This is a genomic window from Litorivita pollutaquae, from assembly GCF_003205515.1.
GTDB lineage: Bacteria > Pseudomonadota > Alphaproteobacteria > Rhodobacterales > Rhodobacteraceae > Litorivita > Litorivita pollutaquae.
Genome location: NZ_KZ826481.1, coordinates 601,469 through 622,723, shown reverse-complemented (window position 1 = coordinate 622,723; position 21,255 = coordinate 601,469). Strand labels below are relative to the sequence as shown.

Sequence of the window (21,255 nt, the reverse complement as noted above, 5' to 3'; positions counted from 1 at the left end):
TGGCTTAGGTTTTGAGCGCGGCTTCGATGGCGGCTTGGTCAAGCCCCGCTTGCCCGATCACAACAAGGCGGGTTTGGCGGGGCATCGCGCCAAATGGCGCATCGAAATAGGTGTCGATACGTGGCCCGACGGCTTGTAATGTCAGGCGCATCGGTTTGCCTGTCACGGCGGCGAAGCCTTTGAGCCGCAAAATGTCATGAGCGCGGATCACATCGGCAATTTGTTCGGAAAAGGCGGCGGGGTCGTCGATTTCGCCCAGCGTCACAACGAAGCTCTCGAAATCATCGTGGTCGTGATCATGGTGGTGGTGGTGATCTTCCTCGCCGTGATCGTCATCATGATCATCGTGGTGGTGATGGTGTACCTCGCCGCGGGCGTCCAAATCGGCTTCGGCACCGATGCCTTGGCCGAGCAACACATCGACCGGCAAAGCGCCCATGGTCGATTTGACCACCTGCACGCCATCGCGGCTTGTCGATTTAAGTTTGGAAACCAAGGTGTCGGCCTCTGCTGCGCCCAACAGGTCGGATTTGTTCACCACGATCATATCGGCACAGGCGATTTGGTCGTCGAACAATTCCGACAAAGGCGTCTCGTGATCGAGGTTCTCGTCCAGTTTACGTTGCGCATCGACGGCGGCGACGTTATGGGCGAAACGGCCCTCGGTCACGGCCTTTGCGTCGACCACGGTCACAACGCCGTCGACCGTCACTTGTGTCGAGATCTCGGGCCAATTGAATGCGCGCACCAAGGGTTGCGGCAGGGCAAGCCCAGAGGTTTCAATCACGATATGGTCGGGTTTGTCAGGGCGCGCGAGCAGCTTTTGCATGGTCGGGATGAAGTCCTCGGCCACGGTGCAGCAAATGCAACCGTTCGACAATTCCATCACGTCGTCTTCGGTGCAGGTCTCATCACCGCAGCCCTTGAGGATGTCGCCATCGACGCCCAGATCGCCAAACTCGTTGATGATCAACGCAATGCGCCGCCCGCCTGCATTTTGCAACATATGGCGGATCAATGTGGTTTTGCCCGCGCCAAGAAAGCCGGTGACAACGGTTGCGGGAATTTTTTGGGCCATTGGGGTCTCCATCGGTGAGGGTCTGCTGCGCCGGGCGTGTGGGTCGCTAGAAAAGCCGCGGGTCGAAGCCACATTTGCGCGGCGCAGGGCGGTGTGGTCAAGGCGATTCCCCTTTGTCGGGGCCGGATCACTGTGAATTGACGCGGTGGTGGGGGGTAATTCGCAATATTTTGTGGATAACTCCGCGCAAATCTCCAGATGATGGGGTGTGTCATTGACAGAGGGCCCGCCTAAGCTTCAGATTTCAACCCTAGACCCATTCCTTGTGGAGATTCTCCGCCCTTGCGCTTTAACAGGCTCAAACTCACCGGCTTCAAGAGCTTTGTAGACCCGACCGACCTGATTATCGCCGAGGGGCTGACGGGGGTCGTCGGGCCAAACGGCTGTGGCAAATCCAATCTGTTGGAGGCCTTGCGCTGGGTCATGGGCGAAACCCGCGCCAAGGCGATGCGCGGCTCTGGCATGGATGACGTGATTTTCGCGGGGGCAAGCACGCGCCCGGCGCGCAATTTTGCCGAAGTTGTTTTGCAAATGGACAATTCCGAACGCCTTGCGCCGGCGGGCTTCAACGACAGCGACACGGTGGAAATCACCCGCCGGATCACCCGCGATGTCGGCAGCGCCTATAAGGTTGGCGGCAAAGATGTGCGGGCGCGCGATGTGCAGATGTTGTTTGCCGATGCTTCCACGGGTGCGCATTCTCCTGCCTTGGTGCGTCAGGGGCAGATTTCCGAATTGATCAACGCCAAGCCGAAAAACCGCCGCCGGATTTTGGAGGAGGCGGCGGGGATTTCCGGCCTGTATCAACGGCGGCACGAGGCGGAATTGAAGCTTAAGGGCGCGGAGAGCAATCTTTTGCGCGTTGATGATGTGATTGAACAACTGGCGGCGCAATTGGGCCAATTGGCGCGCCAAGCCCGCCAAGCCGCGCGTTACCGCGCCATTGGCGAAGAACTCCGCCGCGCCGAAGGCATGTGGCTATACCGTCGCTGGAAAGAGGCCGATGAGGCCCGTGCGAATGCCGCAGATGAGTTGCGCGCGCGCACGACCGCCGCATCAAAGGCCGAAAGCGCCGCGCGCGAAGCCGCAAAGGCCCGCGCCGCCGCCGATGACGCTTTGCCGGCACTGCGCGAAGAGGAGGCCGTGGCCGCCGCGCTCTTGCAGCGGCTCACCGTGCAGCGCGACGCCTTGAGCGATCAGGAGGCCCAAGCACGCCAGACAATCGAGACGCTGGAACGGCGGATCGAACAATTGGCCAAAGATATCGAACGCGAAGGCGGATTGAACCGTGACGCCGGCGAGACGATCGGGCGGCTCGAATGGGAAGCCCGCGAATTGGCCAAGGCCGGCGAAGGGCATGACGCGAAGCTCGAGGCCGCTGCCGAAGCCGCACGCGAAGCGGCGCAGGTCTTGCAGGACCGTGAAAACGCTATGTCGCAATTGACCGAAGATGTCGCCCGTTTGGCCGCGCGTCATCAATCGGCCACGCGTTTACTGGAGGATAGCCGCAAAACCCAATCCCGGTCCCAAGCAGAGGCCGCTCGGGTCCGCGCGGCGGTCGAAACGTCGAAGGCCACTTTGGCACAATCTTCTGCGGATCTGGACGCGGCCAAAGCGGCCGCCGCGGAGGCCGCCCAAGCCGCCGACGCCGCTGACGCGGCCCTGCTCGCCGCCGAAGCGGCGCGCGCCGAAACGCAGGCGCGCGAAGCCGATGCCCGCGGGGAACGCTCAGAGGCGGAAGGCGAGATGAACGCCCTGCGCGCAGAAGTCACGGCTCTGGCGAAACTTTTGGAACGTGACACCGCCGAGGGCGGGCAGATTTTGGATCGTTTGCAGGTCGAACAGGGGTTTGAAAAGGCGCTCGGAGCAGCATTGGCCGACGATCTGCGCGCCCCCGAAGTCGAGGCCGAGGGGCCGTCGGGATGGTCTGTCTTGCCCAATTACGCGCAAACGCAACCCTTGCCCGATGGCGTCACCGCCTTAAGCGCGCATGTTTCTGTGCCCGACGTTCTGGCCCGCCGGATGGATCAGATCGGATTGGTCGATGCAGATGAAGGCCCGGCATTGCAAGCGGCGTTGAAACCGGGACAACGATTGGTGTCGGTCGAAGGTGATTTGTGGCGCTGGGACGGATTTCGCGCATGGGCCGAGGATGCGCCTTCGGCGGCGGCCCTGCGGTTGCAACAACTGAACCGGCTTGAGGTGCTTAAGCAGGAACATGAACATGCCGGTCAGCGCGCCGAAGGTGCCCGCGCGGCGCATGAGCGCCTGACTGCGCAGCTTGTTGAGGCCAGCCGTGCGGACCAAGCCGCCCGCGCCGCCCGCAGCAACGCTGACCGGATGCAAGCCGAAGCCAGCCGCGCCGTGAACCGCGCCGAATCCGAGCGTTCTATCGCCCAGAGCAAATTGGAAAGCCTCGACATGGCCGTGCGCCGCCACGAGGAAGAAGCGTTGGTCGCGCGCAAACAGGTCGCGGAGGCGGAAAAGGGGCTCGCTGATTTGGGCAATCTTGATCTGGCACGCGCCGAGGTCGAAGATGTGAAAATGACAGTTGAGGCGGCGCGCATGACAATGATGGCGCGCCGGTCCGTGCATGACGAGTTGCGCCGCGAAGGCGAGGCCCGCACCCGCCGCGCCCAAGAGGTTATAAAGGAAACCAGCGGCTGGCGTCACCGGTTGGAGACGGCCGAAAAACGCACTGCAGAATTGACCGAACGCCGTGAAGCATCCTTGACGGAATTGGCCGAAGCTGCCGCCGCACCGGATGAAATCGCCGCAAAACGCGGCGAATTGGGCGCGGCGATTGCCACCGCCGAAAACCGGCGCGCCGAGGCACAAAATGCCTTGTCCGAGGGCGAAAGCACCGCCCGCAGCGCAATCAATGCCGAACGCGATGCCGAACGCGCCGCCTCCGAGGCCCGCGAATCCCGCGCGCGATCCGAGGCGCGCAACGACGCCGCGCGCGAAACGGTCGATGCCGCCGCCGCGCGCATCCGCGAAGAAATGGAATGCGCGCCGGAGGGGCTGCTTGAACGTCTCGATATGCTGCCCGAAGACATGCCCGCATCCCCCACCATCGAGGCAGATGTGAACCGGCTTAAGCGCCAACGCGATGCGCTTGGCGCCGTGAACCTGCGGGCCGAAGAAGACAGCAAAGAGGTCGAGGAAGAGCACAGCTCTTTGGTCAAGGAAAAGGCCGACCTCGAAGAGGCGATCCGCACCCTACGCAATGGCATTGCCAGTCTCAACCGCGAGGGGCGCGAACGTTTGCTCACGGCCTTTGAGCAGGTGAACAGCAACTTTACCCTATTGTTCCAACACCTCTTTGGCGGCGGCGAGGCGAAGTTGGAGTTGATCGAAAGCGACGATCCCTTGGAGGCGGGCCTTGAGATCATGTGCCAGCCGCCGGGCAAAAAACTGTCGACCCTGTCACTTCTGTCCGGGGGGGAGCAAACCCTGACCGCGCTGGCGCTGATCTTTGCTGTCTTCTTGGCAAATCCCGCGCCGATCTGCGTGCTCGACGAGGTCGATGCGCCGTTGGATGATGCCAACGTCACGCGGTTTTGTGACCTTCTGGACGAGATGTGCCGCCGCACGGAAACGCGGTTCTTGATCATCACCCACCACGCGGTGACCATGGCGCGGATGGACCGTTTGTTTGGTGTGACGATGCAAGAGCAAGGCGTCAGTCAGCTGGTCTCGGTTGATTTGCGCGCTGCGGCGCAGATGGTGGCCTAAGCGATTGATTCAAAAAAACACCCCGCGCCGGAAGGGTCCGGCGCGGGGCGCATGTTCTAGGCGAGAGGCGGGTTAGCTGCCGTATTCGGGCATCGCTTCCAGCTCTTCCTTGGTGGCGTTGACATTGACGCGCAATTCATCGCCGTCCTTGGCACGTTGCAATTTGATTTCGTCATAGGCCAAGGCGACAGGTTTTTCGCCCATGCCCAAAAAGCCGCCCACATCGATGATCACATCGCTCACTTTACCGTCGGCGTTCAAATTAATTTCCGACACTTCGCCAATATGTTCACCGGTGGCGTCATAGACCCATTGCCCGTCAAGCTGCTCTGCGGTGATCTTATCCGCATCGACCATTACAAAGCCCTCCATCGGCGCCGACGAATTTGCGGTCATGTTGTGCAATTTGTCTTTGGCGTCAGATGCAGTTGCCGCCAATTTGTCTTTGGTGCGATTGGCCGCATCTTTGGTTTCAGTGAACGCGGCGGAGGTCCAAGCGCCTATTTTGCTTTCGTCAAATTCCGGCGCGGTTTCCAATGTCGCGCGGTCGGCGGTCAGCACTACAAAGTAGTCGCCCGCGTCATCACCATCACGCACAAATTCCAGAGCGTCGATTTTCACCGCGACAGTGCGTTCACCAATGCCGAGGAACCCGCCGATGTCGAGAAGCACGGCTTCGCTGCTGCCGTCTTTGGCCAGAACAATATCGCTTACTTCGCCGATATCATTCCAATTGCCGGAGACGTCATCAACGGATTGTTCGCTCCATTCCTCTTCCGAGGTGTAGATCCGTTTGCCGATCAAGTCAGAGGCGCGCAGGTCGATGATCGCTGCCTGTGCATTTGCGGTCTTGCTGTCGATGAATGGGCTGTGCATCGGCGTGCCGTTTGCGGCACGTTCTGTTGCCATTTCAGGGGCGGCGTTGGTTGCCGGATCGGCGGCGGTTTGGCTGTCGCCGTAAGCAGGGGTGAGGGTAATCAGGGCCAAAGCTGTCGATGTCAAAAGCGTCTTCATGAGTGTATCCTCCTGAGTGTTAAGCAAGGGCGTCGTGAGGGGGCGGGCGTGTCCCGCAGTCCTCCGCCTTGCGTCACTCACACAACCGCTACCCCCGCCATGGCGTTCCATATTTTTTCTGATCTATTGGCAATTTTACGCCGCGCTGACTGAGGAAAATGGTGCGAAGAGTTGCTGAAGATATCGGTAAGATGCTGATAATAATATAATTTATAGATTCCCCAATAAGGCTGCGGTTGGCCATCCGTCGGCGGGGAAACCAAGGCGCTGTTGCTCGGCGCGCACGGCGGTGCGGGTGCCGGCGCCTAGGATCCCGTCGATTTTTCCGACGTCATGTCCGCGGCTGCGCAGCTTCTTTTGCAAGGATTTCATCTGTCCGCCGTTGAGGCCGGGTTCGGGATTGCCCGCGTCAAACACCGGCGCGCCGCCGAGCCGGTTGGCAAAATAGGCCGCAGTCAGCACATAGGTGAAGCTTTGGTTCCATTCGAAATAAACGTTGAAATTTGGATAGCCGACAAAGGCCGGCCCTTTGCGCCCCTGCGGCAGGATCAGGCTGGCCGGCAGATTGGCTTGCCACGCGCCGCTGCGCGGCTGCACCCCCATACGTTGCCATTCCGCAGGGGACAATCGGGTTTGCAAACCGGCCTTGGACCAATCCATTTCGGCAGGCACGCGGACTTCTTGCAACCAAGGTTGTCCGGCCTGCCATCCCATATGGCGCAACATTTTTGCCCCCGATAACAACGCATCGGCCGGCGAGGTTTTGAGCCGCACATGGCCGTCTCCATCGCCATCGACGCCATTGTCCAAGATATCTTGCGGTAGCATTTGCACCATGCCGATTTCGCCAGCCCATGCGCCGGTGGTGGTGCGTGGGTTGAAATCGCCCATGGTGTAAAGCTTCAGCGCAGCAAAGATTTGCGGCCGGAACAGCTCTGGCCTGCGGCAATCATGCGCCAGCGTGACCAAGGCGTTCAGGGTGTTGAAATCGCCCTGGAACGCGCCGTAGTCGGTTTCAAACGCCCAAAAGGCCAAAAGCACCCCGGGCGGTATTCCGTAGTCACGTTGCATCTTGGCGAAAATCGCCTCGTGTTGGCGCGCTTTCGATAGGCCGGTTTGCAGACGGTTGTTTGAAATCAAGCGCCGCGCAAAGCTGGTGAAATCCATTTGAAACACGCCTTGGGCGCGATCGGCCTTAAGCACGGCCCCATCTTGGCGCACGCCCGAGAGGAAGTTGGCGACGGTGTTTTGGTCATATCCCATTTGCCGCGCTTCTGCGGCCACGCCGTTGACAAAACTAGAAAAACTGCCGCCGCATTGGGCGGAGGCCAGCGCTGGCAGGCTTAAAGCCGGCAAGGCCAGAGCCGCCGCGAGCGAGAGGCGTTTAAGCGGGCGAAAGACGTCACGAAGAAGCATAGGAATTTCCAAATTAAAAGGCAGTTTCTTGCAGCATAACCGGCAGATGCGGCGGAGCAAGGTCTGTCCTACAAGCGCGAGGATCAATCTCCGGTCGATCCCACGCGCCCGGCGGCGAGGGGCATCAGAGGGCCGCGCCGATCACCATCAGCGCCAGCGTTGCAACAAGAGCCAGCCGCCAGACACGCCATAGTCCTGCAATCGCGGCTTCGATCTCGCGGGGGCCGATGTCCTGTGCGCCGCTGGCGTGGACATAGGGAAAATCTTGCATCGTTCCATGATAGGCGCGCGGCCCCGACAAAGCCACATCCAACCCCCGCGCCATCGCGGCTTCGGGCCATCCGGCATTGGGCGATCGGTGTTGACGCGCCTCGCGGGCGATGTCACCCCATTGGTGCATTTGCCCATGCAGCGCCGCGATCATCACGGCCGACAGTCGCGCGGGGATGAGATTGAGCAGATCATCAAGCCGCGCGGCCGCCCATCCAAAATCACTATGCCGCGGGGTGCGATAGCCGATCATACTGTCCGCCGTGTTCACGGCTTTATACAGCAACATCAAAGGCAATCCGCCGATCAGCCCCCAAAACAGCGGGGCAATCACCCCATCGGAGAAATTCTCTGCGCCAGATTCAATCGCGGCGCGGGCCACGGCGGCATCGTCCATATCGCGGGTGTCGCGGCCGACGATGCGGGCGACCATGTGCCGGCCTTCGCCGGTGGACAACCGCAATCCCCGCGCCACGTCGCGCAGATGCTGCACCAATGATTTCTGTGCCAGAAGGATCGCGGCGCATAAGGCTTCGATCATCCCGCCAAGCTCCGCCAGGATCCCCCCAATGATCACCGCGCCAATGCAGAGCGAAACCACGGTCAATACCCCCATGGCGCGCCGCCGCGCGGCGCTGTCGGCGGCGCGGTTGAGGGTGCGGTCCAGATGTCCGATGACCCGCCCGATCAACACCGCCGGATGCGGCAGCCGCGACCAGATCCAGCGTGGTTCGCCAAACAGCGCGTCAAGCAGGAGCGCCAGACACATCACGCCCGCGTGGCTCATGTTTCTTGATCCGGTGCGGCGTTGAGCGCCGCCTCGATCCGGCCGAATTGATCCGGATGCGGCAGGCCAAGGCGCAACATATGGCCGCTATAGGGGAAAATCCGGCTCCAGATATGGTGCCGCGCCAGACGGTCTTGCCATGCGCTGGCGTTATGCACATCATAAAGACGGAACAAAGAGGTGCCCGCCACCGCGCCGTCGCGATCATATAGCCGCGCGCCGGCGCGCAGCATCAGCGCATCAAGCTGCGCGGCGTCCTCGTTCAACCGCCTGCGGGTTTGTTGTGCCCAAAGCGGATCGCCAAGGGCGGCCGCGCCGATGCGCAGCGCCGGGCCGCTCACCGGCCAGGGGCCCAACATCATCGCCAGATCTGCAATCCATTTCGGATCTCCGATTGCAAAGCCCAATCTAAGCCCTGCAAGCCCCCAGAATTTTCCGAAACTTTTCAATATGATCCGCCCGTCAGCGGAGCCCTGTGCGATGAGGCTCCGCTCGGGGGCGACGTCGCAAAAGCTTTCGTCGATCACGGTGAGTGCGGCGGGATGCGGTTCAGGGGGCGTCTGTAGGTGGTGGAAATTTCCGGTCGGGTTGTTGGGGTGCACCACAACCTTTGCGGCGCATGTCTCTTGGGTTTCGGCGCTGCCGACCACTTGCCAACCGGCGCTGATAAAGGCGGCCGCATGTTCGTTATAGGTTGGTGCGGGAATATGCGCGCGCCCGCGCGGCAAGAGCGCGGGCAGGCGCGCGATCAATGCACTGGCCCCCGGTGCGGCAACAATGCCGACTCCATCCGGTATCTTCCAAAATGCCCGCGCGGCGGCTTCGAGCGCATCTTGCGCGGCGGCGTCAGGTAGGGCTGTCCAATCTTGCGCCGAAAGCGGCGGCACCGGATAGGGCAGGGGGTTGATCCCCGTTGACAGATCAATCCAATCGCTCCGTATCCCGCCATACCGCGCCACGGCCGCATCAAGCCCGCCGCCATGGTCACGTCGCGGCAACGCGCGGTTGGGCTGTGCGTCCTGATGCGGCGGTGCGGTGGTGTGCGGGGCGGGCGCTTTCATGTCGGCCTCATTCGGAGGTGGCGGGCAACGGCGGGTGGCGGGTGACAAAATGTCCCTTCACCCCTTGCGGCCATTCCCGATACGGCACTTGTCCATTTTCAGTGGCGGCATGTTTGACAGCATAAGAGACGATGGCGCTGGCATCCTCGGCGCTTGCTTCGAACCGGCCCAATGTATAGGCCAATTTTCCCGCACTTTGCACCGCGATGTTGCACCCATGCGAACAGCCCATCAAACACGACACCCGGCGCGTTTTGACCGGCGCATCTGCTCCCTGTGTCGGGATTTGGGCGGCGACTTCGGCTTCGATCAATGCGGCCAACGCTTCGCCATCGGTGATCCCGCTTTCTGCATCCCAATCGTCACGTTTACAGGTGTCACAGATCGTAATCCAGCTGGTCATCGCCTTTCGCTCCCTTTGTTCGGCTTCGCTTCAAACGGATTTTCGTAAAAGGTGCAAGCGGCAGAACGTGTTCTTTATGTGGTAAACGCGCATATTAACCATTTGTTAGCATTCCCGAACGATGAATGGGAGTAAGACATGGTTAACCAATGTTAATGAGGAAGGGAGCCTCATAGCAATGCGGGGCGGCATGTCGCAGGATGTTTTGAGGGAGACAGCCGTGATAGATAGCGCCCTAGGCACGAAGGTTCTGATTGTGGAAAGCCAACCGGACCTCGGCAGGCTTTGGCAACGCCATGTCGAGCGCCTCGGCTCGTCCGTCCGTCTCGTGCGCGGACAAGCCGAGGCCATCGCCGCCCTGCAAAGAGAAGCCTTTGATATCATCGTTCTGGATCTGGTTCTCACCGAAGGCAGCGCCTTTGCCGTGGCCGATTTCGCATCATACCGATATCCGGACACGCGGGTGATTTTTGTCACCAACACCAGCTTTTTTTCAGACGGATCAATCTTTCATCACGCGCAAAACGCCTGTGCGATGGTGCAATCGGATGCGCCGCCTGAAGATCTTGCGGCGATGGTCGAGCATTACGCCCGCGTGGGCTAGGACGCGAAACAGGGCGGTTGGCGCACAGATTGCCCGAGACGCCCCCATGCCGCGCGCCTTGGGTGTTGACCGGAACCCGCATCGGGCAAGAGCTGGATTTGAAATTCGCGCACGCGCTGGGCGGCGGCACCCTTACCCGCGTCCGTGTGGCGCCATGAAATCGGGATTGGGGCTAATCGGTATGATCCGGTTCGGATTGATCATATCGTGGCTGTAGTAATAGTGCCGGATGAAATGATCCGCCGCCACGGTTTTGGCCACGCCCTCCCATTGATAAAGCGCGCGCAGATAGGGCCATAGATGCGGGTAATCCGTGATTTGGCGCAGATTGCATTTGAAATGTGTGTGATAGACCTGATCGAAGCGCACCAAGGTGGTGAACAGCCGCCAATCGGCTTCGGTGATGCGATCCCCGGTCAGATAACGGCGCGCGCCGAGCAGACCGTCAATCCAATCGAGGCTGTCGAATAGTGGTCCAATGGCGGCATCATAGGCCTCCTGGCTGGTCGCGAATCCGGCTTTGTAGACGCCGTTGTTGACGGTGTCATAGATGCGGGCGTTGATGGTTTCGATCTCGTCTCGCAATTCTTTGGGCCAATAATCATCGGTATTGCCGGTGATCCCGTCAAAGGCGGAATTGAACATGCGGATGATTTCCGAACTCTCATTCGATACAATGGTGTTGCGCTCTTTGTCCCATAACACCGGCACGGTGACACGGCCCGACAGTTTGGGATCGGTCTTGAGGTAGATCTCGCGCAGGAATTGCAGGCCGAACAATGTATCACCGGTTGCGCCATCGAAATTTTGGTCAAAGGTCCAGCCATCCGCCAACATATCGGGATGCACCACCGAGATGCTAATATGGTCTTCCAGATTTTTGAGAGTGCGGAAAATCAAGGTGCGGTGCGCCCAAGGGCAGGCGAGCGAGACATAAAGATGATAGCGCCCGCTTGCTCCGGCGAACCCGCCCGCACCCGAGGGGCCTGCGCTGCCATCTGCGGTGATCCAATTGCGAAAGGACGCGGCAGAGCGTTCGAACGATCCGCCGGTGTCTTTGGTGTCATACCATTGGTCTTTCCAGACGCCATCTTGCAGCAGGCCCATTGCATTTTCCTTTCCACGCTGTTGCCGGACATCTAATCCATTCTGGCCTGCGCACCAATATGGCTTTGAGCGCATCTTCCCTGCGTCACCGCACAGCCGGGATCGCGGCGCGGCGCAATCGGGCAAAGTTCCGCGCGCCGTGGGCGTGACAGGCGCGCGTCTTCGATGCGGGCGCAATTTGATCCGGTTATGCCGGTTTGGGCGATTGCATGGCGTGGGCATAGCAGTATATACCCCCGCCATGAGACGAAGCCCGCCATGGGCCGGAGAGGAGTGCACGCGCAGGCCGACCCAAACAGGGGGCTATGGTGTGCAGCGTCACATTGTCGAAACGGGGCTTTGGCCGGTTTCGCGCTCCTTCCCATTGGCGGTCTGATGAAATGGACAGAGAAGGGGAAAGTGCCATGCGCACCAACACATTCAACACCATTACCGGCAAGGCCCTCGTGGGGCTGGCCAGTGTCGGCGCCGCCGCGTTGACCCCTGCTGCCGCCCTGGCCCATGTCGGGCATCTTGCCGAAGTCGCAGGGCACGGGCATTGGCTTGCGGGGGTGGCGATCGGCACAGCGATTGCCATCGGTTTGGCCCAGGGCCTGCGCGGAAAATCCCGCGACAACGAAAAGGCCGAGGCGGAAAACACAGACGAAGAATTGCAGGAGGCATAAGCCATGGGCAGCCAGACAGCCACCCCACCCAAAACCGGTGTTATGATCTGCGGTCACGGCTCGCGCAGCCAATCTGCCGTGGATGAATTTTCGGTGCTGGCGGATAAATTGCCCGCCTATTTGCCCGATGACTGGATGATGGAATACGGCTATCTGGAATTTGCCAATCCGGTGATCCGCGATGGGCTTGACCGCCTGCGCGAAGCGGGCTGCACCCGTATCCTCGCGGTGCCCGGTATGCTTTTTGCCGCGATGCATTCCAAAAACGATATCCCCACGGTGCTTAATACCTACGCCGAAAAACACGGGATTGATGTGTCTTATGGCCGCGAATTGGGCGTCGATCCGAAAATGATCGCGGCCGCCGGCGCCCGCATTACCGAAGCCGTGGCCAAGGCCAATGCCGCGCACGGCGAGGTTGCCTTGCACGACACCTGCCTCGTGGTGATCGGGCGCGGGGCATCGGACCCCGACGCCAACGGCAATGTCGCCAAAATCGCGCGCATGCTGCACGAAGGCATCGGGTTTGGCTGGTGCGAGGTCGGCTATTCCGGCGTGACTTTCCCATTGGTCGAACCCTGCCTGACCCATGCGGCGAAGCTGGGTTACAAACGCATCATCGTCTTCCCCTATTTCCTGTTTACCGGCATTTTGATCGACCGCATCTACGGCTTCACCGATCAGGTCGCCGCCGCGCATCCCGATATTCAATTCGTCAAAGCCGGATACCTGAATGACCATCCTCAGGTTCTTGCCACCTTTGCCGAACGGGTGATGGAGCAAACCGGCGCGACGCCCGTGCCAAATTGTGGGATCTGCGGATACCGCACTCAAGTGCTTGAAATCGAAGGCTTGGGGGCGCAAGAAATCACCCCCGCCGCCCACGCCGTCAAATTGGCCGAGGCGGGCAAAGACCACCCGGCTTTTGGCGATGTGCCCCCCCCCACCTGCGTTCTATGTAAATACCGCACACAGGTCTTGGGCTTTGAAGCCGAGGTCGGCGCGGTGCAAGAAAGCCACCACCACCATGTTGAAGGCCAAGGCGCCTCTGCGCCCGGCTCGAACGTCGAAGATTGCACACTCTGTGATCGCTTCTGCACTGGCATGTGCCGGCTGGAAACGGGCGCTGGGCATGATCATGCGCACCATCATCACCACCACCACGGCGACCACGGGCATGACCACAGTCACACGGATGGGCACTCCCATGGACATAGTCATGGTCACAGCCACGACCATTCCCATGATCACGTCCATGCAGAATATCCCCACGCCAAACATCCTCACGGCCCCGAAAGTGCCCGCAAATCTGCGGTCTGACCGCGCCGCCGCTTTCTGCTTTTTGATAAATATCCCCGCCGGAGGCCCCCGCCACCGGCCACAATCGCGAAGGTCCGCCCGTGCGCCCCTACATCACCGATCCCGCCGCCATCTACGCCGAGAGCTTCGCCACCGTGCGGCGCGAAGCGCGTTTGGACCGTTTCGATGCCGGGATGCAGCGGATGGCGATCCGGCTCATCCACGCCTGCGGTATGGTCGAAGTGGCCGACCGGATTGCCTATTCTCCGGATGCATACGCGGCGGGGCGCGCTGCGCTTGAGGCGGGCAAACCTGTGCTTTGTGATTGCGAGATGGCAGGCGCAGGTATCATCCGCCGCTACCTTCCGGGCGACAACGAGGTGATCGTCACCCTCAACGATCCGCGTGTTCCAGCTCTGGCGCAAGACATCGGCAACACCCGCTCTGCTGCTGCGGTGGAGCTTTGGCGCGACCATATCGAGGGCGCGGTGGTGTGCATCGGAAATGCGCCGACGGCGCTGTTTCATCTGCTTGAATTGATCGACGCCGGTTTTCCAAAACCGGCGGTGATCCTCGGGTTTCCGGTTGGGTTTGTCGGCGCGGCCGAGAGCAAAGCCGAACTGGCCGCCGATCCGCGCGGTTGCGCATTTGTCGCCCTGCGCGGACGGCGCGGCGGATCGGCGATGGCCTCGGCCTCTGTGAACGCATTGGCTGCGGGTCTGCCGGAGGAAGCCCGATGAGCCGCGCGCGTGGCGCGGGAGGGCAGGGCGGATGCCTCCGGCGGGGATATTTTGCGAAAGCAGAAAGAGCCCGCCCATGACTACGCCCTGGCTTCACATCATCGGGATCGGCGAAGAAGGCATGGCGGGATTGACCCCCGCCAGCCGCGCGGTTCTTGAGGCGGCAGAGGTGGTGATTGGCGGCGATCGCCATCACAGTTTGGCACCGGATTTGACCGCCGAGCGTATCGCATGGCCTTCGCCGTTTGATGCCTTGATCGACCAATTGCGCGCGCTGCGCGGGCGGCGTGTGGTGGTTTTGGCCACCGGAGATCCGCTTTGGTATTCGGTCGGTGCGCGCATCGCGCGGGCGATGGACCCAGCGGAGATTACTTTTCATCCGCAGGTGTCGGCGTTTCAACATGCCGCCGCGCGCATGGGATGGTCGATGGCCGATAGCGCTCAATTGACCGTCCATGGCCGCGCGGTTGAACAAGTGATCCCATTCATTGCTCCCGATGCGCGCTTGTTGATCCTGACGACGGGCAGCGAGACGCCGGCGCAAGTGGCGGATATTTTGGTGGATCGCGGGTATGGCGCATCGAAGGTGACGGTTCTGGCGGCGATGGGCGGCGCGCATGAGGCGCGGTTCGACGGCACGGCAGAGGCATGGGCGCATGAGGTGCCGGCCTTTAACACCATGGCGGTCGCCTGCATTCCAACGGCGGGCGCGGCGATACTACCTTTGACCGGATTGCCTGACGATTGTTTTGTTTCCGACGGGACGATGACCAAACAAGAGGTGCGCGCGGCGACGATGGCAAAATTGATGCCGATGCGCGGTGCATTGTTGTGGGACGTCGGATGCGGTTGCGGCTCTGTCGCGGTGGAGTGGATGCGCGGGGCGCGCGATGCATTGGCGATTGGCATAGAGCCGCGGGCGGATCGCCGGGATCTGGCGGCGCGCAATGCGATTGTTTTGGGCGCACCAAAATTGGAGCTGCGTGCAGGTAAAGTCCCCGAGGCATTGGCCGACCTGCCGGTGCCGGATGCGGTGTTTATCGGCGGCGGGTTGAGCCGCGAAACCGTTGAGGCATCGCTTGGTGCGCTCAAACCTTTTGGCCGTCTGGTCGCCAATGCTGTCACGATCGAGAGCGAATCCTTGTTGGTGCAGATGCAAAAAACATACGGCGGCGAATTGGTGAAAATCGCGGTCAGCCGTGCCGGCCAATTGGGCGGTGCCTCGGGCCCCTCCGGTTGGCGGCCCAGCATGGCGGTGACGCAATGGAGTTTGATCAAACGATGAGCGGAATTCTTTATGGTGTGGGCCTTGGCCCGGGGGATCCTGAATTGATGACCCTGCGCGCCCATCGCTTGATTGCGGCGGCAAAGGTCGTGGCGTATCCGGCATTGGCAGGGGGCGCGAGTTTTGCCCGCTCCATCGCGGCGGATGTGATTGCAAAAGGCGCGACCGAGATCGTGATGGACGTGCCGATGACCGTCGAGCGCGCGCCTGCGCAAGCGGCCTATGACCTCGGCGCCGCGCAGATTTCTGAGGCGTTGGAGCGCGGCGATGATGTGGTCTGCTTATGCGAGGGAGATCCGTTTTTCTACGGCTCCTTCATGTATCTTTTTGCCCGCCTGTCGGGCCGGTTCGAGACGCAAATCGTGCCGGGGGTGACCTCGATCACGACCTGCGCTGCGGCCGCTCGGATGCCTTTGGCGGCGCGCAATGAACGCTTGACGGTTTTGCCGGGGCCCTTGCCCGAAGCCGAGCTGCGCGCGCGGATCGAAGGCGCAGAAAGCGTCGCGATCATGAAGGTCGGGCGGCATTTGGCCAAAATTCGCGGCGTGATTGAGGGCCTCGGCCTGATGGGGCGCGCGGTTTATGTTGAACGGGCCAGCCTGCCCGAAGAGGTGGTCTGCCCCTTGGCGGAGGCCCCTGAAAACGCACCATATTTTTCGATGATCTTGCTTACGAAGGGAGCCGATCCATGGCTTTGACCCCCCCGCAATCGCCCGTCATTCTCGCCCTCAACGCCAGCGGCGAAGCCGTCGCGCACCGCCTTGCCGAGGCGCTGGGCCTGCCGGTGCATGGCCGCAAAGGCCGCGTCGCCAAGGCCGATGCGTTTTTTGACAATGCGCTCGATCATGTGCGCGATTTGTTTGCAGCCGGCGTGCCGATCATTGGCGTTTGTGCCTCGGGTATTTTGATCCGCGCGGTGGCGCCTTTGCTCCATGACAAACGCGTTGAACCGCCGGTCCTGTCGGTGTCGGATGATGGCGCGGCAGTGATCCCGTTGTTGGGCGGGCATCGCGGTGCGAACCGGTTGGCGCACGAGATTGCCGAGGTTCTGGGCGCCTTGGCGGCGGTGACGACGGCGGGTGATCTGGCCATTGGTGCGGCATTGGATGTGCCGCCGACGGGGTATCGTTTGGCCAACCCCGAAGATGCCAAAGGTGCGATGGCGGCGATGTTGTCGGGGGCGCCGGTGGTGCCGGTTGGTGACAATATCTTTGATCTTGAAAGCGGGGTAGAAGAAGACGGCTCCGTATGTTTGCACGTTACCGATGGGCCGATTCAGGGCGGCGAGGCCGCTTTGGTTTACCATCCGCAAAAATACGTGTTGGGCGTAGGGTGCGCGCGCGGCGCCGCAGCGCAAGAGCTTTGGGAATCGGTGCAAGAGACATTGGATGCGGCGGGCGTTGCCGCAGGCGCGGTGGCCTGCGTTGCGACATTGGATCTCAAGGCGGATGAACCCGCGATGAATGATCTGGCGCGCCGCTTGAATGTGCCGCTGCGGATTTTCACCGCCGCCGAGTTGGAGGCGGAAGCGCCGCGTTTGCAAAACCCTTCGGACGTGGTCTTTGCCGAGGTCGGTTGCCACGGGGTCAGCGAAGGCGCGGCATTGGCCGCCGCCGGAGCGGATGCCACATTGCGCGCGCCCAAGGTCAAAACCGCCAACACCACCTGCGCTTTGGCCGAGGCGCGCGCGCCCGTCACTGAAATGCGCGGCCGGGCGCGCGGGCATCTGTCCATCGTTGGCATCGGGCCGGGTCAAGCCGCGTGGCGCACGCCGGAGGTGAGCCAATTGGTGGCGCAGGCCGATGAGTTGGTCGGTTACGGGCTTTATATCGATCTGCTTGGCCCGCTCGCGTCGGGCAAAATGCGCTCTGATTTTCCACTGGGCGGCGAAGAGGACCGCTGCCGCTATGCGCTTGAACAGGCGGGCAAAGGCCATAACGTGGCGTTGGTTTGCTCGGGCGATGCGGGGATTTACGCGATGGGGGCCTTGGTGTTCGAATTGTTGGATCGCGGCCCCGATCAAATGGGCGTTTCGGATGCGGCGCGCCGCGTCGAGGTGCAATGCTCGCCCGGTGTTTCGGCGTTGCAAGGGGCGGCTGCGCGCGCCGGCGCGCCTTTGGGGCATGACTTTTGTGCCATCTCATTGAGCGATCTGTTGACGCCGCGCGACGATATCATTCGCCGTCTCAAAGCCGCCGCCGAGGGCGATTTCGTCATCGCATTCTATAATCCGGTGTCGAAAACCCGCCGCACGCTTTTGGCCGAAGCTCGCGATATTTTGCTCAAACATCGCCCCGCCGATACGCCGGTTATGCTGGCTTCGTCGCTGGGCCGCCCCGAAGAGCATGTGCGCTACCGCAAGCTCAGCGAACTGGAGGTGGACGAGGTCGATATGCTGACCGTGGTGCTGATCGGTTCCTCCAACAGCCGCCTTGCGCAATTGGGCGAAGGCCCGCGTATGTTCACCCCGCGCGGCTATGCCCGCAAGATCGACGGCGATCTGGCACAGCGATAGATACGGGCGCGTATGGCCCCGAAAGGATAAAGACATGACCGTTTACTTCATTGGCGCCGGACCCGGTGACCCCGAACTTTTGACCCTCAAGGCACAGCGTTTGATCGCCGCATGCCCCGTTTGCCTTTATGCGGGCTCTTTGGTCCCCGAAGAGGTTGTCGCGGGCGCACCGGGCAGCGCGCGGGTCATGGACACCGCGCCGATGACGCTTAATGACACTCACGCTGAAATCAAATCGGCGCATGCGCGCGGCGAAGATGTGGCGCGGGTGCATTCGGGCGATCCATCGCTTTATGGCGCGATTGCCGAACAAATTCGCCGCCTGCGCGCCGATGATATCCCTTATGAGGTGATCCCCGGCGTGCCCGCCTATGCCGCCGCTGCCGCCGCTTTGGGGCAGGAATTGACCGTGCCGGAGATCGCGCAGTCCATTGTTTTGACCCGTGTGTCGATGAAGTCCACATCGATGCCGCCGAAGGAGACGCTTGAAAATTTCGCCCGCACTGGCGCGACGCTTGCCATCCATCTTGGCATTCGCAATCTGCGCGAGATTGAGCGCCAGCTGGCCCCGCATTATGGTTCCGATTGCCCCGTGGTTGTCGCCTACCGTGTCGGCTGGCCGGATCAGATGTTCATTCGCGGCACCTTGAGCGATATTCAGGCCAAGGTGCGCAGCGAGAAGATCACGCGCACCGCGCTGATTCTCGTCGGTCCGGTCTTGGGCGAGGTCGGAGATTTCAAGGATTCGGCACTCTATGATCCTGCGATGCCCCATGTGTTGCGGCCCAAGGCTGCCAAAAAGCCCTAAGCGCGGTCATTTCGGGTATTTCATCAAAGGTTTACTTGACGGGGGCAGAGGAGGTGGCATTCTTGGTCCCCGGAGGAGACCCGCTATGACGACCTATTTGACCGACGAAATGCGCCAAGGCGTGCAACGCGCGCGTAAATTGGCCGCCGCGTCCAAAACCCGCCTGCATGTGGAGGCGGACGGGCAAACCCACAGGGTGTTGCGCCGGTGGGACAACGGGTTTGCCTTGGATGCCGATACCGCGCCGCATTTACGCGGCAATGTTGATCTCTATGATGGCCCGCGTCATATCTATCAATGCTTGATCATCGCCTCTGAACAAGAGGGCGGCGAGATGCGGTTTGAATATAAACGTGCCACAGCGGCGCGCCAAACTGCGCCGGTGGATTTCGAACGTGACCGCGATGCGCCCAGCGGATTGATCAGCGGTCCGGTGTAAAATCCGCGCCGGACCGGCGCGGTTTTTCCATCCCGATCCGGTTGCGCCCTGCGATTTATTGCAAATCCTTGAAGGCCTGCGCCAGACGGTCCACCGCTTGTTCAACCAAGACACGCGGTGTCGCAAGGTTGAACCGCATGTGGCCGTCGCCGCCCGTTCCGAATGTCGGGCCGTGGTTTGCCGCAATCCGCGCCTCTTGCTCGACGCGGCGTGTGTATTCTTCTGATGGCATTCCCGTGCCGGAGAAATCCACCCACGCCAGATAGGTCGCCTCCAACGGCATTGACGCCAACCCCGGAATATCGGCAATCCCTGCGTCAAAGATCGCGCGGTTGCCGTCGATATAGGCGACCATTTCGTCGACCCATGCCGCACCGGCGGGGCTATAGGCCGCCTCGGTCATGACCAATCCAAAACTATTGGCCGAAAGACCAAGCGCGGCCATCCGGCTTGCGAATTTCGCGCGCAAGTGCGCGTCTGGAATGATCACATTTCCTGAATGGCTGCCGGCGATATTGAACGTCTTGGTGGTCGCGGTCATCATCACCAATCGCTCCTCTATGCCGTCAATCAGGGCCATCGGGGTATGCGTATGCCCGGCAAAAACGATATCGTGATGGATTTCATCCGAGACCAAAATTAGATCATGTTTGCGGGCCAGTTCGGCCACGCCCGCCAATTCGGCCCGGCTCCAAACACGGCCCCCCGGGTTATGCGGCGAACACAGGATGATCATTTTCGCATGATCGCCGAGCGCTGCCAATTGTGCATCCCACGCCTCAAGGTTCATTTCATACCGCCCACCCTCGACCGACAATTCGCATTCGATGACGTCACGGCCGGCCGCCCGGATCACTTTGGCAAAGGCATGATAGACTGGCGTCATCAACACCACCCCATCGCCCGCCTCGGTATAGGTATCGACACAAAGCGCCGTGCCATTCACCAATCCATGTGTGGTGAAAATGGCCTCTGGATCAACGCGCCACCCATGGCGGTTTTGCATCCACCAACAGATTGCCGCGCGGTACTGTGCATCGTCACCGTAATACCCGTATACCCCGTGATCAAGCATCCCCTGCAGAGCCTCTTGCACGCAGGCCGGTGGGCGAAAATCCATATCTGCCACCCACATCGAAATCCCGTCCTTGGCCGGCACGCCATAGATCCGCTCCATCATGTCCCATTTGGCGGAATGGGTTCCAAAGCGATTGATTACCTCGTCAAAGGCCGCATTGGGTGTGATCTGTGCGCTCATGATCTGTCCTTTCGATGCCGTGCGGCCAATGCCGTCTTTCGAAAACCTACCGCAACCGGACAGAGGCGCAAGGCCGGAGACTACGGCGCGCGCACTTTCTGCTGCCGTGCATGCGCCTTGCCGCAGGCTTGAGCAGGCGCGTTATGCGCGCAAACCCTGGTATCATCGGCATCTGTGCCGTTTCCCCGGTGTCTTGCAGATACCGCGCCCGTTGCATGCGCCGCTCGCATCGCCTAAATGAAGCGCATGATACGGCCAATTTTGATACACCCCGATCCGCGCTTGAAAAAGCATTGCGCCCCCGTCGACGATTTGTCCGATGCACGGCGCAAGCTGGCCAAAGATATGCTCGAAACCATGTATGACGCGCCGGGCATTGGCCTTGCTGCACCGCAGGTCGGCGTGATGGAGCGGCTCATCACGCTCGATTGCGTCAAAGCGCAAGGCGAAGCGCCCGAACCTATGGTGATGTTCAATCCCGAAGTGCTCAGCGCATCGGAGGAGACGAATGTCTACGAGGAAGGCTGCCTGTCGATTCCCGAACAATATGCCGAAGTCACCCGTCCCAAAGAGGTGCGCGTGAGGTGGATCGACATGGATGGCAACCCGCAAGAGCGCGATTTTGACGGCTTATGGGCGACCTGTGTCCAGCACGAGATCGACCACCTCGACGGGAAATTGTTCATCGACTACCTCAAACCGCTCAAGCGTCAGATGATCACCCGAAAAATGGTCAAGCTCAAACGCGAACGCACGCGGGCCTGAGCA

19 protein-coding genes are annotated in these 21,255 nt (G+C 61.0%); 11 read left to right on the top strand and 8 right to left on the bottom strand.

The genetic code is table 11. From position 1 onward, the window contains the following. Positions 1-4: 4 nt before the first annotated feature. Entirely contained in the window at positions 5-1,078 is a 1,074-nt protein-coding gene (gene cobW, locus DI396_RS02980) for a cobalamin biosynthesis protein CobW (RefSeq protein WP_110794618.1), read from the bottom strand. Positions 1,079-1,360: 282 nt separating this feature from the next. On the opposite strand from cobW, the gene smc reads away from it, so the two are divergent. Then, positions 1,361-4,816: a chromosome segregation protein SMC gene (gene smc, locus DI396_RS02975; RefSeq protein ID WP_110794617.1), complete on the top strand. Its 3,456-nt coding sequence runs from the start codon at positions 1,361-1,363 to the stop codon at positions 4,814-4,816. A 72-nt stretch (positions 4,817-4,888) separates the two neighbouring features. Here the strand turns inward: smc and DI396_RS02970 are convergent, their stop codons facing one another. The 5 genes from DI396_RS02970 to DI396_RS02950 form a co-directional block, all read right to left on the bottom strand. Continuing rightward, positions 4,889-5,830, bottom strand: coding sequence for a PRC-barrel domain-containing protein (locus DI396_RS02970; RefSeq protein ID WP_162617129.1), 942 nt, complete (start codon positions 5,828-5,830; stop codon positions 4,889-4,891). 210 nt (positions 5,831-6,040) lie between these two features. Beyond that, on the bottom strand, positions 6,041-7,246 hold the full coding sequence (locus DI396_RS02965; protein WP_110794615.1) for a lytic murein transglycosylase: 1,206 nt from the start codon (positions 7,244-7,246) through the stop codon (positions 6,041-6,043). 124 nt (positions 7,247-7,370) lie between these two features. After that, positions 7,371-8,303 (bottom strand): adenosylcobinamide-phosphate synthase CbiB, encoded by a 933-nt coding sequence (gene cbiB, locus DI396_RS02960; RefSeq protein WP_110794614.1) that lies wholly within the window; start codon positions 8,301-8,303, stop codon positions 7,371-7,373. After that, positions 8,300-9,364: a threonine-phosphate decarboxylase gene (locus DI396_RS02955; protein ID WP_110794613.1), complete on the bottom strand. Its 1,065-nt coding sequence runs from the start codon at positions 9,362-9,364 to the stop codon at positions 8,300-8,302. Before DI396_RS02955 ends, cbiB begins: the two co-directional genes overlap by 4 nt. 7 nt (positions 9,365-9,371) lie before the next feature. Further along, positions 9,372-9,767: a DUF1636 family protein gene (locus tag DI396_RS02950; RefSeq protein WP_110794612.1), complete on the bottom strand. Its 396-nt coding sequence runs from the start codon at positions 9,765-9,767 to the stop codon at positions 9,372-9,374. Between the two features lie 220 nt (positions 9,768-9,987). Here DI396_RS02950 and DI396_RS02945 point away from each other — a divergent pair, with 220 nt between their 5' ends. Next, positions 9,988-10,371: a response regulator transcription factor gene (locus DI396_RS02945; RefSeq protein WP_235851716.1), complete on the top strand. Its 384-nt coding sequence runs from the start codon at positions 9,988-9,990 to the stop codon at positions 10,369-10,371. A 132-nt stretch (positions 10,372-10,503) separates the two neighbouring features. Here the strand turns inward: DI396_RS02945 and DI396_RS02940 are convergent, their stop codons facing one another. Then, positions 10,504-11,478, bottom strand: coding sequence for a glutathione S-transferase family protein (locus DI396_RS02940; RefSeq protein ID WP_110794611.1), 975 nt, complete (start codon positions 11,476-11,478; stop codon positions 10,504-10,506). A gap of 404 nt (positions 11,479-11,882) precedes the next feature. On the opposite strand from DI396_RS02940, the gene DI396_RS02935 reads away from it, so the two are divergent. The 8 genes from DI396_RS02935 (at position 11,883) to DI396_RS02900 (ending at position 19,229) form a co-directional block, all read left to right on the top strand. Beyond that, positions 11,883-12,143 carry a DUF6732 family protein gene (locus tag DI396_RS02935; RefSeq protein WP_235851715.1) on the top strand — a complete coding sequence of 87 codons (261 nt, stop codon included), beginning with the start codon at positions 11,883-11,885 and terminating at the stop codon, positions 12,141-12,143. 3 nt (positions 12,144-12,146) lie between these two features. Next, positions 12,147-13,463: a sirohydrochlorin chelatase gene (locus DI396_RS02930; protein ID WP_110794610.1), complete on the top strand. Its 1,317-nt coding sequence runs from the start codon at positions 12,147-12,149 to the stop codon at positions 13,461-13,463. Positions 13,464-13,543: 80 nt separating this feature from the next. Further along, the gene (locus DI396_RS02925) at positions 13,544-14,182 is read left to right on the top strand and encodes a precorrin-8X methylmutase (protein ID WP_110794609.1); all 639 of its coding nucleotides are present in this window, start codon (positions 13,544-13,546) and stop codon (positions 14,180-14,182) included. 76 nt (positions 14,183-14,258) lie between these two features. Continuing rightward, the gene (gene cbiE / locus DI396_RS02920; protein ID WP_110794608.1) at positions 14,259-15,467 is read left to right on the top strand and encodes a precorrin-6y C5,15-methyltransferase (decarboxylating) subunit CbiE; all 1,209 of its coding nucleotides are present in this window, start codon (positions 14,259-14,261) and stop codon (positions 15,465-15,467) included. Continuing rightward, positions 15,464-16,165: a precorrin-2 C(20)-methyltransferase gene (gene cobI, locus DI396_RS02915; protein WP_110794607.1), complete on the top strand. Its 702-nt coding sequence runs from the start codon at positions 15,464-15,466 to the stop codon at positions 16,163-16,165. The genes cbiE and cobI overlap by 4 nt, the downstream gene beginning before the upstream one ends. Beyond that, positions 16,156-17,982 (top strand): precorrin-3B C(17)-methyltransferase, encoded by a 1,827-nt coding sequence (gene cobJ, locus DI396_RS02910; RefSeq protein WP_110794606.1) that lies wholly within the window; start codon positions 16,156-16,158, stop codon positions 17,980-17,982. Before cobI ends, cobJ begins: the two co-directional genes overlap by 10 nt. Positions 17,983-18,016: 34 nt before the next feature. Then, on the top strand, positions 18,017-18,790 hold the full coding sequence (gene cobM, locus DI396_RS02905) for a precorrin-4 C(11)-methyltransferase (protein WP_110794605.1): 774 nt from the start codon (positions 18,017-18,019) through the stop codon (positions 18,788-18,790). A gap of 85 nt (positions 18,791-18,875) precedes the next feature. Further along, on the top strand, positions 18,876-19,229 hold the full coding sequence (locus DI396_RS02900; protein ID WP_110794604.1) for a hypothetical protein: 354 nt from the start codon (positions 18,876-18,878) through the stop codon (positions 19,227-19,229). 55 nt (positions 19,230-19,284) lie between these two features. Here DI396_RS02900 and DI396_RS02895 read toward each other — a convergent pair whose 3' ends face one another. Then, positions 19,285-20,487: a MalY/PatB family protein gene (locus tag DI396_RS02895; RefSeq protein WP_110794603.1), complete on the bottom strand. Its 1,203-nt coding sequence runs from the start codon at positions 20,485-20,487 to the stop codon at positions 19,285-19,287. Between the two features lie 246 nt (positions 20,488-20,733). On the opposite strand from DI396_RS02895, the gene def reads away from it, so the two are divergent. After that, positions 20,734-21,252 (top strand): peptide deformylase, encoded by a 519-nt coding sequence (gene def, locus DI396_RS02890; protein WP_110794602.1) that lies wholly within the window; start codon positions 20,734-20,736, stop codon positions 21,250-21,252. Positions 21,253-21,255 lie beyond the last annotated feature (3 nt).